General features: G+C 70.8%; 18 protein-coding genes, 1 pseudogene and 1 riboswitch. Of the genes and pseudogenes, 3 read left to right on the top strand and 16 right to left on the bottom strand.

Annotation, left to right across the window (positions count from 1 at the left end; all coding sequences use genetic code 11):
• Positions 1-397, bottom strand: a pseudogene (locus tag V6V47_RS29705) (anthranilate synthase component I family protein); the annotation flags it as partial.
• 123 nt (positions 398-520) lie between these two features.
• On the opposite strand from V6V47_RS29705, the gene V6V47_RS29700 reads away from it, so the two are divergent.
• Positions 521-721, top strand: coding sequence for a DUF5999 family protein (locus tag V6V47_RS29700; RefSeq protein WP_334631788.1), 201 nt, complete (start codon positions 521-523; stop codon positions 719-721).
• A 126-nt stretch (positions 722-847) separates the two neighbouring features.
• Here V6V47_RS29700 and gcvP read toward each other — a convergent pair whose 3' ends face one another.
• The 3 genes from gcvP to V6V47_RS29685 form a co-directional block, all read right to left on the bottom strand.
• Positions 848-3,670, bottom strand: a complete 2,823-nt coding sequence (gcvP, locus tag V6V47_RS29695; RefSeq protein ID WP_334631786.1) for an aminomethyl-transferring glycine dehydrogenase — start codon at positions 3,668-3,670, stop codon at positions 848-850.
• A 72-nt stretch (positions 3,671-3,742) separates the two neighbouring features.
• Positions 3,743-3,841, bottom strand: a riboswitch (glycine riboswitch).
• A 60-nt stretch (positions 3,842-3,901) separates the two neighbouring features.
• On the bottom strand, positions 3,902-4,762 hold the full coding sequence (locus V6V47_RS29690; RefSeq protein ID WP_334631785.1) for an NAD-dependent protein deacetylase: 861 nt from the start codon (positions 4,760-4,762) through the stop codon (positions 3,902-3,904).
• Between the two features lie 100 nt (positions 4,763-4,862).
• Entirely contained in the window at positions 4,863-5,930 is a 1,068-nt protein-coding gene (locus tag V6V47_RS29685) for a MerR family transcriptional regulator (protein ID WP_334631784.1), read from the bottom strand.
• A gap of 148 nt (positions 5,931-6,078) precedes the next feature.
• Between V6V47_RS29685 and V6V47_RS29680 the strand changes: the two genes are divergently transcribed.
• Positions 6,079-6,735, top strand: a complete 657-nt coding sequence (locus V6V47_RS29680) for an NAD(P)H-binding protein (protein WP_334631783.1) — start codon at positions 6,079-6,081, stop codon at positions 6,733-6,735.
• A gap of 19 nt (positions 6,736-6,754) precedes the next feature.
• Complete coding sequence (locus tag V6V47_RS29675) at positions 6,755-7,033, top strand: DUF1905 domain-containing protein (RefSeq protein ID WP_334631782.1); 279 nt, start codon at positions 6,755-6,757, stop codon at positions 7,031-7,033.
• Positions 7,034-7,116: 83 nt separating this feature from the next.
• Here the strand turns inward: V6V47_RS29675 and V6V47_RS29670 are convergent, their stop codons facing one another.
• From V6V47_RS29670 to V6V47_RS29615, 12 genes are all read right to left on the bottom strand, one after another.
• Positions 7,117-7,815, bottom strand: coding sequence for a DivIVA domain-containing protein (locus V6V47_RS29670; RefSeq protein WP_334631781.1), 699 nt, complete (start codon positions 7,813-7,815; stop codon positions 7,117-7,119).
• Positions 7,812-9,002, bottom strand: a complete 1,191-nt coding sequence (locus tag V6V47_RS29665; protein WP_334631779.1) for a globin domain-containing protein — start codon at positions 9,000-9,002, stop codon at positions 7,812-7,814. Before V6V47_RS29665 ends, V6V47_RS29670 begins: the two co-directional genes overlap by 4 nt.
• Positions 9,003-9,004: 2 nt before the next feature.
• Entirely contained in the window at positions 9,005-9,403 is a 399-nt protein-coding gene (locus tag V6V47_RS29660; RefSeq protein WP_334631777.1) for a group I truncated hemoglobin, read from the bottom strand.
• Between the two features lie 277 nt (positions 9,404-9,680).
• Positions 9,681-10,262, bottom strand: coding sequence for a MerR family transcriptional regulator (locus V6V47_RS29655; RefSeq protein ID WP_334631775.1), 582 nt, complete (start codon positions 10,260-10,262; stop codon positions 9,681-9,683).
• A 206-nt stretch (positions 10,263-10,468) separates the two neighbouring features.
• Entirely contained in the window at positions 10,469-10,933 is a 465-nt protein-coding gene (locus V6V47_RS29650) for a bifunctional nuclease family protein (RefSeq protein ID WP_334631773.1), read from the bottom strand.
• A gap of 185 nt (positions 10,934-11,118) precedes the next feature.
• A complete protein-coding gene (gene ftsR, locus V6V47_RS29645; RefSeq protein WP_334631790.1) occupies positions 11,119-11,817 on the bottom strand; it encodes a transcriptional regulator FtsR in 699 nt (232 codons plus the stop codon).
• 50 nt (positions 11,818-11,867) lie between these two features.
• Entirely contained in the window at positions 11,868-12,320 is a 453-nt protein-coding gene (odhI, locus tag V6V47_RS29640) for an oxoglutarate dehydrogenase inhibitor Odhl (protein WP_334631771.1), read from the bottom strand.
• A 214-nt stretch (positions 12,321-12,534) separates the two neighbouring features.
• Positions 12,535-12,915: a glycine cleavage system protein GcvH gene (gene gcvH / locus V6V47_RS29635; protein ID WP_334631770.1), complete on the bottom strand. Its 381-nt coding sequence runs from the start codon at positions 12,913-12,915 to the stop codon at positions 12,535-12,537.
• A 60-nt stretch (positions 12,916-12,975) separates the two neighbouring features.
• The gene (locus tag V6V47_RS29630) at positions 12,976-13,974 is read right to left on the bottom strand and encodes a DUF881 domain-containing protein (RefSeq protein WP_334631769.1); all 999 of its coding nucleotides are present in this window, start codon (positions 13,972-13,974) and stop codon (positions 12,976-12,978) included.
• An 11-nt stretch (positions 13,975-13,985) separates the two neighbouring features.
• Positions 13,986-14,318 (bottom strand): small basic family protein, encoded by a 333-nt coding sequence (locus tag V6V47_RS29625; protein WP_091106953.1) that lies wholly within the window; start codon positions 14,316-14,318, stop codon positions 13,986-13,988.
• A complete protein-coding gene (locus V6V47_RS29620) occupies positions 14,315-15,247 on the bottom strand; it encodes a DUF881 domain-containing protein (RefSeq protein ID WP_334631768.1) in 933 nt (310 codons plus the stop codon). Before V6V47_RS29620 ends, V6V47_RS29625 begins: the two co-directional genes overlap by 4 nt.
• On the bottom strand, positions 15,244-15,876 hold the full coding sequence (locus V6V47_RS29615; protein WP_334631767.1) for a CDP-alcohol phosphatidyltransferase family protein: 633 nt from the start codon (positions 15,874-15,876) through the stop codon (positions 15,244-15,246). Before V6V47_RS29615 ends, V6V47_RS29620 begins: the two co-directional genes overlap by 4 nt.
• Between the last annotated feature and the right edge of the window lie 215 nt (positions 15,877-16,091).

The following is a 16,091-nucleotide window of genomic DNA, read 5'->3' as shown; positions in this document are numbered from 1 at the left end:
GGCCGAGCCACCAGGGGCCGGTGGGTGGTGCGGGGGTCGGGGGTGTCGGGGTGTGGTGGTAGATGACCACGACGAGGTCGGGTAGGGCGGGTGCGGGGCTGGCGGCGGGGGTGGGTGCGCCGGTGAGCAGTGTGCCGGCGGTGGCGGAGAGGTAGAGGGCGGCGCCGCAGACGCCGGTGCCGGTGTGGGTGGGGGCGGGGCGGTTGAGGTCGTGCAGGTCGAGGCCGTGTGCGGCGAGGAATTCCTGGGCCAGCGCGGCGGGGTCGCCGCCGTCGGTGGGGCGCCAGTGCAGGCGGTCGCGTTCGGCGAGGGCACCACGGCAGGGGGCGGGCACGGCCGGCGTATTTACCAGCACCCGTGGGAGCGTATCCACGCCGTACGGTCCAACCTTCCTCATCCGTTCAGTGGATTTCCCACGAACCTGGCGTACAGGTGCTCGTTGTTGGCCACTTTCGCTTGGTACTGTGCGTCACTGGTCATGTGAACCATGACACAGTGCCCCCACAGTCCGGAGAACCCGATGTGCCAGCACCAACCGACCTGCCCCTCCGCTGAAGCGATCGACCGAGAAGCCGCCCGGGTCATCGCCTGCTTCCGTGAGCAGGGCTGGAGCCTGCTCTGCAACGGCGTCATCGTCTTCGAGGACACCGGCGAGCTGCTCCCCGACGGCAGCAGCATCGCCCCGCACCGCGGCCCCGCCCGTCACGCTCTCGTGGCCTGATTGACCACTCAGCGTCACCTTATCGCCGCCGTCGACCCAGGCTAGTCCCCCGGTACGGGACGTCCCCGCCCAGGTCGGCGCGGCTGCCGGGGCGGCCACACACCGCCCGCCCCGGCGCGCCGGACGTCAGTCCTCGAAAGCCTCCGGCGACGGGCACGAGCAGACCAGGTTGCGGTCGCCGTACGCGCCGTCGATGCGCCGCACCGGCGGCCAGTACTTCCCGGCCCGGTCCACCCCGCCCGGGTACGCGCCCACCGACCGCGGGTACGGGTGCGGCCACTCGTCACCGCTGACCATCGCCGCGGTGTGCGGGGCGTTCGCCAGGGGGTTGTCCCCCGCCGGCCACTGCCCGGAACCCACCTGGTCGATCTCCGCCCGGATGGCGATCATCGCGTCGCAGAACCGGTCCAGTTCGGCCAGGTCCTCGCTCTCGGTCGGCTCCACCATCAGGGTCCCGGCCACGGGGAACGACATCGTCGGCGCGTGGAAGCCGTAGTCGATCAGCCGCTTCGCCACGTCGTCGACGCTGACGCCGGTCTCCTTCGTGATCGTGCGCAGGTCCAGGATGCACTCGTGCGCCACGAGGCCCTTGTTGCCCGCGTACAGCACCGGGAAGTGCCCCCGCAGCCGCGCCGCCACGTAGTTCGCCGCCAGGACCGCGACCCCGGTCGCCCGGGTCAGGCCGGCCGCGCCCATCATCCGCAGGTACGCCCACGGGATCGGCAGGATGCCCGCCGACCCGTACTTCGCCGCCGAGATCGCCGGCGTCGCGTCGACGTGCGCGCCCAGCGGGTCACCGGGCAGGAACGGCGCCAGGTGCGACCGCACCGCCACCGGACCCACCCCGGGGCCACCGCCGCCGTGCGGGATGCAGAACGTCTTGTGCAGGTTCAGGTGCGACACGTCCGCGCCGAACTTGCCCGGCTTGGCGAACCCCACGAGGGCGTTGAGGTTCGCCCCGTCGACGTACACCTGCCCGCCCGCGTCGTGGACCTTCGCGCACAGCGACGCGATGCCCGTCTCGTACACGCCGTGCGTCGACGGGTACGTCACCATGATCCCGGCGAGCGCGTCCCGATGCTTGTCGATCTTCGCGTCCAGGTCGACGAGGTCGACGTTGCCGTCGGCGTCGCAGGCCACCACGACCACCCGCATGCCGGCCATCACCGCGGACGCCGCGTTGGTGCCGTGCGCCGACGACGGGATCAGGCACACGTCGCGGTGCGCCTCGCCGCGGCTGCGGTGCCACGCCCGGATCGCCAGCAACCCGGCGAGCTCACCCTGCGAACCGGCGTTGGGCTGCACGCTGACCGCGTCGTAGCCGGTCACCTCGGCCAGCCACGACTCCAACTGGCCGATCATCTCCCGGTACCCGGCGGTCTGCGCGTCCGGGGCGAACGGGTGGATGTGCGCGAACTCCGCCCAGCTGACCGGCTCCATCTCGGTGGTCGCGTTCAGCTTCATCGTGCACGACCCGAGCGGGATCATGCCCCGGTCCAGGGCGTAGTCGAAGTCCGACAGGCGCCGCAGGTAGCGCAGCATCGCCGTCTCCGAGTGGTGGCTGCGGAACACCGGGTGGGTGAGGAAGTCACTCGTGCGCGTCAGCGCCGCCGGCAGGGCCGCGTCGACGGTGCCGTCGAGGGCGGACACGCCGAACGCCGCCCACACCGACTCCAGGTGCGCGAGCGTGGTGGTCTCGTCGCAGGACACCCCCACCCGGTCGGCGTCGACCAGCCGCAGGTTCACGCCCCGATCGGCGGCGGCGGCAACCACCTCGCCGGCCCGGCCGGGCACGCTCACCGTGATCGTGTCGAAGAACGCGACGTCCGCGACGTCCACGCCGCCGGCGCGCAGCCCGGCCGCGAGCCGCGCCGCCATCTCGTGGGTACGCGACGCGATGGCCCGCAGCCCGTCCGGGCCGTGGTAGACGGCGTACATGCCGGCCATCACCGCGAGGAGCACCTGCGCGGTGCAGATGTTGCTGGTCGCCTTCTCCCGCCGGATGTGCTGCTCCCGGGTCTGCAACGCCAACCGGTAGGCCGGGTTGCCGTCGGCGTCACGCGACACCCCGACGAGCCGGCCGGGCAGCATCCGCTCCAGGCCCGCGCGGACCGCCAGGTAACCGGCGTGCGGCCCACCGAAGCCCATCGGTACGCCGAAACGCTGGGTGGTGCCGGCGGCGATGTCCGCGCCGATCTCCCCCGGTGCGCGCAGCAGCGTCAACGCCAGCAGGTCCGCCGCGACGGTCACCAACGCGCCCACGGCGTGCGCCGCCTCGACCAGACCCGCGTGGTCACGCACCGCACCGGACGCCCCCGGGTACTGCACGTGCAGGCCGAAGAACTCCGCCGGCAACTCGTCGCGCTCGACGTCGAGGACCCGCACGTCGATGCCGAGCGGCTCCGCCCGACTGGTGATCACCGCGATGGTCTGCGGCAACGCGTCGGCGTCGACCACGTACACGCCGCTCTTGCTCTTCGACGCCCGCCGCGCGAGGGTCATCGCCTCCGCCGCGGCGGTGCCCTCGTCGAGCATCGACGCGTTCGCGGTCGCCAACCCGGTCAGGTCGGTGACCATGGTCTGGAAGTTCAGCAGCGCCTCGAGGCGGCCCTGGCTGATCTCCGGCTGGTACGGCGTGTACGCCGTGTACCACGCCGGGTCCTCGAGCACGTTACGGCGGATCACCGCCGGGGTGTGCGTGCCGTGGTAACCCAACCCGATCATCGACACGGCGACGGTGTTGCGCGCCGCCAGGGCCCGCAGCTCCGCGATCGTCTCGGCCTCGGTGGCCGGCTCCGGCAACGCCAGAGTGCCGTGCCAGCGGATCACCTCGGGGATCGCGGCGTCCATCAGCTCATCGATCGAGCCGTGCCCGACGACCTCCAACATCCGGCGCTCATCGTCCGGTCCCGGACCGATGTGACGGGTGGCGAACTGCTCTACGGTCATGGGGGGCACTCCCGGGCGAGGTCGACAGGTCGGCCTCCCCCTCTGTCACACCCGCGAGGGCGCTCCACAGTGCCTGCCCACGAGGTCCTTTTGCCTGAGAGGTTCCGGGGAGGATTTGCCCCTTCGGCGCCGCCCGGATGCTGCTTGGGCGGTCTCTCCCACGTGGGTGCGACGGCATGGTCAACGCTACCAGCGGTCGTGTTTCGGGCAGATGTCCTACCCCCGGTGCCGTCACACCCCGGCCGGGGTCACCACCGCGCCCGCATCGCCGGCGACCCGCCCGGCGAGAGCCGGCAGCAGCTTCCCCAACGCCGCGTCGACGCTCAGCGTCGCGTGCCCGTCACCACGGGTCGGACCCTGGTTGACGATAGCCACCGGAATGCCGCGTTTCGCCGCCCTGATCACGAACCGGCGACCCGACATCACCGTCAACGACGAGCCCAGCACCAGCAGCGCCCGGGCCCCTTCGACCAGCGCGAAACATTGCGCCACCCGCTGCGGCGGCACCGTCTCACCGAAGAACACCACGTCCGGTTTCAGCATCCCCGTGCCGCAGATCCCACAATCCACCGGCCGGAACCCGTCCACCTGCTCATCGGGGAGATCCACGTCACCATCCGGGTTCACCGCGGCGACCTGGGCCACGAAATCCGGGTTGGCCTCCCGCAGCCGCCGGTCCACCTCCTCCCGGGAGGTCAGGTTGCCGCAGTCCAGGCACGTCACCTCGTCGAGGCGGCCGTGCAACTCGATGACCGACGTGCTGCCGGCGACACCGTGCAGGCCGTCGACGTTCTGGGTGATGACCGCGTCGACCAGCCCGGCGCGTTGCAGCTGGGCCACCGCCCGGTGCCCGGCGTTCGGCGCGGCCCGGGCGATCAACCGCCACCCCACGTGACTCCGCGCCCAGTACCGCCGCCGCGCCAGAGGATCCCGGGTGAACGCCTGGAACGTCATCGGGGTGTGCCGACGCGCCACCCCGCTGGGCCCCCGGTAATCCGGAATGCCGGACTCGGTGGACAGGCCCGCCCCGCTGAGCACCACCACCCCGCCAGCGGCCACCAGCGAGGTCAACGCGTCCAGGGTCTCCGTCACCCCTCCATGCTGCCTCAACGCACCCGCCGACGCCGAACCACCAGCACCGCGCCGAGATCCGCCCGCCGCCCGGGGAACCGGGAGGCGGGCGGTCGGCGCCCTACCCGGCGACGATGTCCGCGACGACACAGGCGATGTTGTCCGGCGCCCCTTCGGCCTGCGCCAGATCGATCAGCCTCCGCACGGTCTGCTCCGGATCGGTCGCCGCGCTCAACGCCACCCGCAGGGCGGCCCGGTCGACGACAGCGGACAACCCGTCGGAGCACAACAGGTACCGATCACCGGGCAGGGCGGTGCGCAGCGCGAGGTCGGCCTCGACCGGCCGGCCGCCACCGAGGGCGCGCACCAACAGGGCACGATCCGGGTGCGCGGCTGCCTGACCGCGGTCCAGCTCGCCCTGATCCACCTGCGCCTGCACCCAGGTGTGGTCCTGGGTCAGCAGGGACAACTCGCCGCCGCGCAGGAGGTACGCCCGGGTGTCACCGACGTGCACCAGGGCCAGTTGCGAGCCGCTGCGCAGCAGCGCGGTCAGTGTGGTGACCGGCTGGTGCTCGTCGACCGCCAGCCCCCGCACGGCGCGGTCGACGTCGCCGATCGCGCCGGCCAGCATCGTCAGCAGGTCGGCGGCCGGCACGTCGTCGAGCGCCAACGGCTTGAGCGCGTCGATGGCGGTGGCGCTGGCCGCCGCACCGCCGGGTCCGCGCATGCCGTCGGCGACCGCGAACAACCGCTCGCTGGCGTACGCGGCGTCCTCGTTGCTGTCACGCACGGCCCCGGTGTCACATCCGGCGGCGCAACGGACGGCAAGGGTGACGTTCGTGTGAGACATGGTGGTGCCCCCTCCTGACAGGTGGTCCACGAGGAACGCGGCGAGCCGCGCCCGAGCGGCGGTATCGGCGGTGACCTGCCGCCAGTACGCGGTGATCGCCTCAGCCGCCGCCCCGGGCTCCAACCCGCACACGGTGCGGATCCTCGCCAGCGGCATGCCGATGCGACGCAGCTGGGCAACCAGGCGGGCCAGCGGCAACTGACCCGGGTCGTAGAGCCGGTACCCGGACTCGGGATCGACCGCGGCCGGCAGCAGCAGCCCCACCTGGTCGTACAGGCGCAACGCCTTCGCCGACAGTCCCGACGCCTGCGCGAACGCCCCGATCGTCAGCAACCCCACGGCGACATCCTCCTCGCGCCGGTCACCGTGACCGGCACGTACCAGGCTGGGGGTTGCCCAAAGGTCAAGGTCAAGGCCGCGGGAACCCGGCCCCTGATCGACCCCCTGCTGTCGCGGCTCACCCCACCACCGCCGGTAGGTTAGGAGCATGCGCGTCGTCATCGCCGGAGGCCACGGCAAGATCGCCCGACTGCTGGAACGCGACCTCGCCGGGCGCGGCGACACCCCCGTCGGCCTGATCCGCGACCCCGCGCAGGCCGACGCGCTCCGCGCCGCCGGCGCCGAACCGGTCGTCTGCGACCTGGAACACGCCGACGTCACCGACGTCGCCGCGCACCTCACCGACGCCGACGCGGTGATCTTCGCTGCCGGCGCCGGCCCCGGCAGCGGCGCCGCCCGCAAGGACACCGTCGACCGGGGCGCCGCCGCGCTGCTCGCCGACGCCGCCACCCGCGCCGGCGTCCGCCGCTACCTGCTGGTCTCCTCGATGGGCGTCGACGACCCGCCAGCCGCCGGCACCGACGAGGTGTGGGCCGCCTACCTGCGGGCCAAGCGGGCCGCCGAGACCGACCTCACCAGCCGGGACCTGGACTGGACGGTGCTGCGCCCCGGCCGGCTCACCGACGACGACCCCACCGGCCACGTCACCCTCACCCGCCACGCCAGCCGGGGAGCCGTCACCCGCGCCGACGTCGCCCTCGTCCTCGCCGCGCTGCTCGACGCGCCACAGACCGCCGGCGCGACCCTCGAACTCGTCGGCGGGCCCACCCCGATCACCGACGCCGTACGCGCCGCGACCACCTGACGCCAACCCCAGGAGAGCCATGGCTCCGCAACCGCTCGACCACCGGTTCACCGCACCCATCGAGAAGGACGGCGCGTTCGCCACCTACGTGACCGTGCCGGACTCCGCCGACCTGCTCGGCACCCGCCGCGCCGTCAAGGTCACCGGCACGATCGACGGTCACGCGTTCAGCGCCACCCTCATGCCATCAGGCACCGGCCCGCACTGGCTGCCCATCCGAGCCGCCCTGTGCAAACTCATCGGCAAGAGCGACGCCGGCACCGAGGTGACCTTCCACCTCCAGCAACGACTCAGCTGACCCTCGTGGCGCTCACGCGGTGCGTGAGCGCCACGAGGTCGACCCAGGTCGTCGCGGGCACCGCGGCGCCCACCCGACGCGCGTCACCGATGCTGGTGCCGAGGCAACGCCGCCTGCCCCACCGCACCGCCGTCGAACGGCTCCCCCGGCGTCTCCTTCGCGATCCGATCCATCGTGCGCGCCAACTGCTCACTACCGTCGTCGAGGTGCCGCGCCGCCGCCTGCATGTGCGACACCATCATCTCGCCGAAAATCCGCAACGCCTCCCGGGTCGCCACCGAAGCGTCGAAGCTCGTACCCGCCGAACTGCGGTACTCCGTCACCGCCCGCTCAGCCTCCTGCTTCGCCTCCTCCGCAGCCGCCCGCATGTAACTCTCGTACTGCACCCGGGCGTACTCGGCGACCCGCCGCGCGTAGTCGTGCGCCTGCGCGATGATCTGCTCCGCCTCCCGCTGCGCCGCGGAGAGCAGATTCACCTCCTTCGCCGCCGGCACCTTCGCCGCCGTCGACCCCGCACTCGGAATCACCCCGTGCCGGTGCAACTCCACCCGGTCGGTGAGCCGCTCGTTCTCCGCCCGCAGATGCGCCACCTGCGTCGCCAACAGATCCAGCTCATCGGCCACCTGCACCCGGAACCGATCCACGTCCGCGTTGTCATAGCCACGCCGCGCGAACGACACCGTGCCGAACTCCCACCGCCGGACCCGGTCGGCGGTCATCCGCACCTGCACACCACCGGAGACCTGCATCCCGTCGTACCGGCTGATCGGGGTAGCGCTCACCGAGCCCGCCTCTCGTTCACGTCGAACCCCTCACCGACGCCCGACTGCTCCACCGACGTACGCCAAGCCGGCCCGTACCACTGCCGACCCAGGCCCTCGTGGTGCACCTGACCCGACTGGTAACCCGCCCGGACCAACGTCTGCACCGCGTGCGACACCATCTCGTCCGACCCGCACACGTACACGTGCCGCGACCGCCAGTCACCGTCGGCCAACGCCCGATCCACGGCGTGCACGAACTCTCCCGGCCGGTTCCCTTCCGTACCCACCACGTACGTCACCGTCAACCACGGGTACGACGACGCCGCCTTGTCGATCGCGTCACTGTCGTAGAACTCGCTCCGCGAACGAGCCCCCACGTACAGGTCCACCCGCCGGCGGGAACCCTCCGCGGCGACCTGCTCCACCAACGCCTTCACCGGCGCCCAGCCGGTACCCGCCGCCAACAGCAACAGATCACTCGACCCGGCCGACCACAACGCCAACCGCTCCCCCACCGGCGCCGCCAACTGAAGCCGATCACCGACCGCAGAGCCGTACACCAACCGCGACGACACCGCGCCACCCGGCGCGGCCCGCACGTGCAACTCCAACGTGCCGTCCACCCGAGGCGCGTTCGCCGGGGAGTAGTACCGCCACGAACGCACCGACGGATGCGACACCCCGATCGACTGACCCGGAGTGAACGGCAACAGGTACTCGGGGCGCACCGTCAGCACCGCCACGTCGAACGCCCGCCGCTCGTGCGCCACGATCTCCGCCATCCACCACGGCGGGTTCACCGCCTCCGCGGCCTGCGCGGCCTCCATCATCACCTGCGCGACCAACCCGTACGCGGCCGCCCAGTCCTGACCCAGCTCCTCGGTCCACTGCCCGGCCAGGAAATGCTGCAACGTCGCCAGCAGCGCCTCACCGACCGCCGGGTAGTGCTCCGCGCGCACCGCGAACTTCCGGTGATCCGCGCCCAGTGCCTGCAGGAAACCCACCAGCTGATCCACCTGGTCGACGTTGGACACGATGTGCCCCAACGCGGTCACCAGCCGGTCCCGCTGCCCGGCCATGTTCGTGGGGAACATCTGCCGCGTCTCGGGATGGGTCAGGAACAACGTCGAATAGAAGTAGAGCGGCACCTGGTCGCCATGCTCGGCGACCAGCGACCAACTCCGCTTGAGTCGGGCCGTGTCCACGGTCAGGCGCCCGGCCGGGCCCCGGAGGCCACCACCTGGTCCTGCACCTGACCCAGCACCGTCTGCACGTCCGCCAGGATGTCCGCCGGAACACCCAACTCGGTCAACGTCACGGTCAGGTGCTCACCCACCTTCGCGTAGTGCGCCACCGGAATGTTCAACGGCTGGTGCGCCTCGGCCAACCCGCGACCCGAATACTCGTTCGGCCCACCCAACACCACCGTCAACATCAGCGTCAGGTGCCGACGCTGACCCGCCATGTCCACGTCCGCGAAGTAGCCCGCCAACTCCGGATCGGCGAGCACCTTGTCGTAGAACAGCCCCACGGCCGCCTTGACCGAACTGGCGCCGCCGATGCGGTCGTAGTGCGAGGTGGGAGCGGTTTCTTCCGTAACCGTCACGGTCGATCCTTCCAAGGGGTGAGGGTGCCACCAGAGCGGGAACCGTGTCGGACCATAGCGTGAAGACGGCTCCCGGTCAGTGCCCTCCTATCGGCAACCCGACAACCCAGCGACACACAGGGTCACCAGAGCGGCCAAACTCCCCACCCTCGGCCACCGACACGACACCCGTGATCGTCCACTGTGGACAGGGCAAACACCCGACCGTCCACCGGATCCAGCGGCCTGACCCTCAGTCACCAACCAGCCCGCGAAAAAAATCACGACCGCGTGTCGCTCAGCCCGCCCGCCGCCGCGCGCGCCGCGCCGCCAACTCGTCGCCCACCGGATCCGACTCGGACGCCACCACCGGGTCCACCGGGCCACTCGCCGCCGGCTCCGCCGGCAGATGCGACAACGACCCCTGGATCTCCTTGAACGCCCCACCGATCGCGATCCCGAACACGCCCTGGCCACCCTGCAACAGGTCGACCACCTCCTCCGGGGACCGGCACTCATACACGGTCGTCCCATCGGAGATCAACGTGATCCCGGCCAGATCCTCCACGCCGCGCGACCGCAACGCCTCGATCGCCTTACGGATGTTCTGCAGGGAAACGCCCGCATCCAACAACCGCTTCACGACCTTCAACACCACCAGGTCGCGGAACGAATACAACCGCTGCGTCCCCGAACCCGACGCGTCACGGACACTCGGCACCACCAACAACGTCCGCGCCCAGTAATCCAACTGCCGGTAACTGATGCCCACCGCGGTGCACGCCGTCACACCCCGATAGCCCACCGAACCGTCACCCTCAGTCGCCGCACCCGGCGACGCAAACTCCGTACCCGGATCGGGATCCCGCGGCTCGTGCATCCGGACTACCTCCCCGTCAGTGCGGCGACGCGTCGTTTCCGGGACGCGCACCCCTCGACACGGCAAACCCTATAGCCACCCTCAGGGGTTACCACGGAGGTACCGACGCGACACGCCGCAACCACCAGGAAAGATCACCAACAGCACCACCGCATCACCCACCGTGACACTCGGCACCGCACACGAACAGCCGCCAGACGACCGGCTCAGCCCGCGAAATCCTCCGGACGCACCTGCTCCAGGAACTCGCGGAACTTCTCCACCTCGTCCTCCTGCTCGTCCGGGATCACGATCCCCGCCTCGCTGAGGACCTGCTCCGCACAACGAATCGGCGCACCGACCCGCAACGCCAACGCGATCGAATCGCTCGGCCGCGCCGACACCCGCACCCCGTCGCCGATCAACAGATCCGCGAAGAAGACATTGTCCTTGAGCTCGGTGATCTCCACCGCCTGCAACGGCGCCTGCAACGCCGCCAACACGTCCCGCAGAAGATCATGCGTCAACGGCCGGGCCGGCTTGACCCCCTGCTGCTCATAAGCGATAGCCGTCGCCTCGACCGCGCCGATCCAGATCGGCAGATAGCGGTCCCCCTCGACCTCCCTGAGCAGGACGATCGGTTGGTTGCTGGGCAGCTCCACCCGAACTCCGACCACGCTCAGCTCGCGCACCGCTGCCTCCGTGTCGTTGTCACCTACGCCGCACCGCACCCTTCCCTGCACGGTACACGGACCGCGACACGGCCGTCCCATGCGCTACAGCACCACGCCCGCGCCAGAAAGGGGTTACCCCGGCAAGCCTACGGCACGCTTCCCCGAAGAGATCTTTCCGCTCCGCCACCGCCCGCCGGGCACCCTCACCGACCCAACGTCGAGCGCAACCCCACCCGCACCAACGCCGCGTGCAACTGCTCCGACAACGCCACCAACTCCCGCGCCGTCTCCGCCGCCCGCGCCCGCGCCGCCGGATCACTCTGCCGCGCCAACGGCGCCACCAACTGCGCGAACAACCCGACCTCACGGTCCGCCGCCGTCCGGTAACCCCGCAGATGCCGCGGCTCCAACCCGTACGCCGCCAGACCCGCCACCGCCGACGCGATGATCAACGCGTCAGCGTCATACCACCCCGGCGGATCCGACACCACGACACCGAGCCGCTCCAACTCCACCAACGTCGACTCGTCGATCCCGCTGCGCGCCACCAGATCCACCCGGCCGAGCCGCACCTGCGACGACTCGGCCGGCTCCACCGGCTCCCGACCCGGCACCTCACCATCGGGCCCCACCGCGACCAACGCCGGACGCGACCGACCCGGCTGCTCGGCCGAATCCCACTCCGCCAACTGCTCACGGATCACCCGCAACGGCAGATACCGGTCCCGTTGCGCGGACAGCACAAACCGCAACCGCGCCACATCGTCCCAGCTGTACTTCCGGTAACCCGCCGCAGTCCGCTGCGGCTCAACCAGCCCCTCGGCCTCGAGGAACCGCAGCTTCGAAATCGTGGTGTCCGGAAAATCCACCCGCAACTGCCCCAGCACCTCACCGATGCTCATCAGCGGCTGGGACCGGGCAGCCCCGGGTGGCGTGGAGGCCGCTGGCTCGTTCACCCCCGGCCGGCCTCCTCCTCCGGGCGCGGACCGGCGATGAACACCACCCGGAACTTACCGATCTGAACCTCGTCACCATTGCTCAACGTGGCCGCCTCGACCCGCTCACGATTCACGTACGTGCCGTTCAGGCTGCCCACGTCCCGCACCGTGAACGTCCCACCATCACGGTGGAACTCCGCGTGCCGCCGCGACACCGTCACGTCGTCCAGGAAGATGTCACTGTCCGGGTGCCGGCCACTGGTCGTCACATCGTGGTCCAACAAGAACCGGGCACCCGCATTCGGGCCCCGACGAACCACCAGCAGCGCCATACCCGGCGGCAACGAACCGGACACCCGGTTCGGCACGACATCGGTTTCCGGCCCTTCCAGAGCTTCCTCGAGCGAACCGAGATTGAGCGTCGACGTGACGTCGAGCGGGGGGAACTCGTCGTCTGGGCGCGTCATGGGACCACCTCACGGATCTGTTCGGTCGGCGTCGGGTAATGGCGGGTCTGGCCGCCGGGCTTCTAAACACCCGGCGGCTGGCTCCCCGTGCCCGGGAAGGCAATTCCACAACGCTCAACTATTGGGTTCTCGGTTGACTGGGCGAGCCTAGCCAGCACCGAAATGCAGGGCAACCGGACGCGCGCAGACAACACGCACACCGGATCAAGCACACTCAGCCTTCGGTGATCTCGCGGTACGCGCCCGCCGTCAGCAACCCATCCACCGCCGTCGGATCAGCCGGGGTGATCTCCACCAACCAGCCCGAACCGTACGGATCAGTGTTGATCACCTCGGGCGTGTCACCCAACACCTCATTACGCGCCGCCACCGTACCGGCAACCGGCGCGTAGATCTCCGACACGCTCTTCGTCGACTCGATCTCACCCAACGAGTCGCCGGCCGCAACCACCGCACCCGCCTCGGGCAACTGCACGTACACGATGTCACCCAGCGCATCCTGCGCGAAGTGCGTGATGCCGACCCGAACCGAGCCGGTGCCGTCACCAGCCACCCACTCGTGCTCAGCGGTGTATCGCAGATCCTCGGGAATCACCAGATGCGTCCTTCATCCATCGGTGCCCCGGACCACCCGGGCCCGGCGCGGCCGCGCCGGTCAGGAGACCGGACGGGCGTGTTCCAGCTTGATCGCAGCGTGCAGCGCCGAAACCTCGACAACCTCACGCTCCTCAACCGTCACGTTACCGCCGTCACCCTGAACCGACGCCACCACCCCACCAGGAATGTTCAACGCCGTACGCATCGTCGCCGGATCACCGATCACCGTGATCGTGAACGGCCCCACCAGGCGCCGCCCCTCCACCACCAACCCGTTGTCCCCATTCAGGAACGACGTCGACGCGATGATCCGCGCCGGCGACCCCGCACCACCGGCGATCTGCATCGCCTCCGCGCCCGCGCCCCGCAACTCCTGCACCGCGTCCAACACCCGGTCCGCCGAGATCGACTCACCACCGCCACCGTCGAAGCGCACCGTCAACCCCGGCCCCTTCGCCGGCAACGTGCCCGCCAGGATGCCCAACTCGTCAGCCCGCCGGGTCGCCTCATCCAGCGCCGCCTGACGCCCCTGCTCACCCGACTGCAACTGCCGCTGACTGTCCTCCAACGCCCGGATGTCCTGCTGCAGACGATTCTCCCGAGCATCCAGATCCGACAGGATCCGCACCAGGTCCTCCTGCCGCGTCGCCCCCAACGTCGGATCCGTCGACGTCGTCTTCAACTGCACCACCAGCGTGAAGCCCAACAACGCCAACAACACCGCGATCATCGCCCCGGCCGTACTCAACCGGAAACGACCCGACCGCGCCGACACCACCGGCGGCTCCTCGGCCGCCTCCGCCGACCCGTCCGAACGCGCCACCGCGCTCAGGTCCACCGTCGCGCCACCGCCGTCATCGTCGACCGGCGCCACCTGTGACTCCTCGTCCGCAGGCTCCGACTCCCGCTCCGCCGGACCCTGCGGCGCCAGCGGGCTCAACTCGTCCGGATCCGGCGCATCCAGCCGCGGATCCGGCGCACCCGCCGGCCCACCCGGCCGCGCCGGACCCGCCGGCTGCGGCCACCCGGTCCCCGTCTCGGTCTCGTCGTCGCTCATCGTCAACCAACCTACGCCCGGAACAGGTGCCGACGGATCGCCGCCACGTTGCCGAAAATCCGCACCCCGAGCACGACCACCACACCAGTGGACAACTGCCCGCCCACCCCCAGCTGGTCACCCAGGTAGACGATCAGACCAGCCACCAGCACGTTCGAGATGAACGACACCACGAACTGCTTGTCGTCGAAGATCCGGTCCAGCTTCGCCCGCACCCCACCGAACACCGCGTCCAACGCGGCCACCACCGCGATCGGCAGGTACGGCTGCAACCCCGCCGGCACCGTGGGATCAAGCCACACACCGAGCACCACACCGGCGAGCAACGCCAGCACCGCGATCATCGGCCACCTCCGGAGGGGCTAACGGTCGTCGGAGAACCGGACGACCCAGGACTAACGGACCGGCCATCCGACACCGAAGGGCTCGGACTGACCGGCGGCTTGGCGTAGCGTAGCTGCGGCTCCGGCGCCGCCGGCAGGGTGAGGTCGTCGGCATCCCGCACACTGAACGACAGACCGGCCTCCTGCGCCACCCGCCGCATCAACGCCGCGTTCCGGCTGTCCTCGAAGCGCCGCTTCAGCGACCCCGGACCGATCGCCGACACCTCGTACGGCCCGGTCACCGGCCGGAAATCCACCAGGATCGCCTCACCCGCCGACCGGATCGTCGACGTCGCCGTCAACCGCTGCCCATTGATGGAGACCGCCTCCGCGCCCGCACTCCACAAAGCGTTTGCCACGCCCTGCAGATCGCTGTAGAGCACCCGCGGCGGCCCGGCACCCGCACCCGTGACCGCATCCGCGTTACCCGGCGCGTCCGCCAGCCGCACCAGCACACCGTCGCCACGCACCCGGCCCAGACCGGTGCTCGCCTCCAGGTCCCGCAGCCGTGCCGCGGCCGACCCACTCAACGCCGCGTCCCGCTGCCGACCGACCTCCTCGCGCAACTGGTCCGCCCGCGTCGACAGCCGGTCGGTCTCACTCGCCCGGTCCTTGATCTGCGCCACCAACCCGGAGCGGGCCTGGCTACGCGCCGGCTCCTCCTCCAACGTCTGCCGGTACGCGATCGAGAACAGGAAACCCAACAGCACCACCACGACCAGACTGACCGAACGCGCCGGCCAGGCCCGCCAACCCCGCACCGGCTCACCCGACGACGCCCGACGGCGCGCGGCCGCCGCGTCCGCATACCCCGGATCCAACGGGTTGCGGAACAGCTCGGTGAGGAAGTCCGGCGCGAACACCCGGTCCGGACGTCGAGGCGCGCTCACGCTGCCGCTCCCGGACCGCGGGCCGCGCGCACCAACCGGGCCGCCTGCACCACGTACATCCCGCCGGCCACCCAGTAGAGGACCAGCCCCCACCAGGCCAACCCCCAACCGATCGCGGCTGCGGCGGTCGCCACGCCAGTCGAGGCGGTGGCCAGCAGCAGCACCGGGAACGCGGCGAGCAGCAGGAACGTGGCGGTCTTGCCGACGTAGTGCACCGGCGGCGGCCCGTACCCGTAGCGGCGCAGCACCGCCAGCGACGCGAGCAGCAGCAACTCCCGGGCCAGCAGCGCCGCGGTGAACTGCCACGGCACCACCTCCCGGACGGTGAACGCGACCAGCGTGGCGAGGATGTAGAGCCGGTCGGCGAACGGATCGAGCAACTCCCCGAGGCGGCTCACCTGATGGAGTCGGCGGGCGATCCAGCCGTCGACCCAGTCGGTCGTGCCGCCGATGGCCAGCACGACGAGGGCCGCGACATCCGCGCGGGCGACCAGGAACAGATAGAGGAAGAGCGGCACGCCCAGCAGTCGTACGAAGCTGATCAGGTTGGGCAGGGTGAGCACCTGGTCGCCAGGCGCCTGGTCGGCGGTGTCCCGCGGGTGCTCTGCCTGAGCCGGCCGACGCGACACCGAACCTCCTCCACGGCACGCCCCGGCGCCCGGCGGACGTCGGGCGCGGCGGAGGTCGTACGCGCTGTCGGGCCGGCAACCGCCGGCTCCCCCTGCGGCCCCGGGAACGGGACCTCTTCTCTGATGCGGCCCGCGATCATCGTGATCGCGGGCCGGGTGAGTGCGGTGCCACTATATCGGGCTCTGGTTGAAGCTCCGGTGTCGCCGCGTGCCGT

The organism is Micromonospora sp. CPCC 205539, assembly GCF_036906815.1.
In the GTDB taxonomy this organism is placed as follows: domain Bacteria; phylum Actinomycetota; class Actinomycetes; order Mycobacteriales; family Micromonosporaceae; genus Micromonospora.
This window is presented reverse-complemented; position numbering and strand designations above follow the sequence as displayed.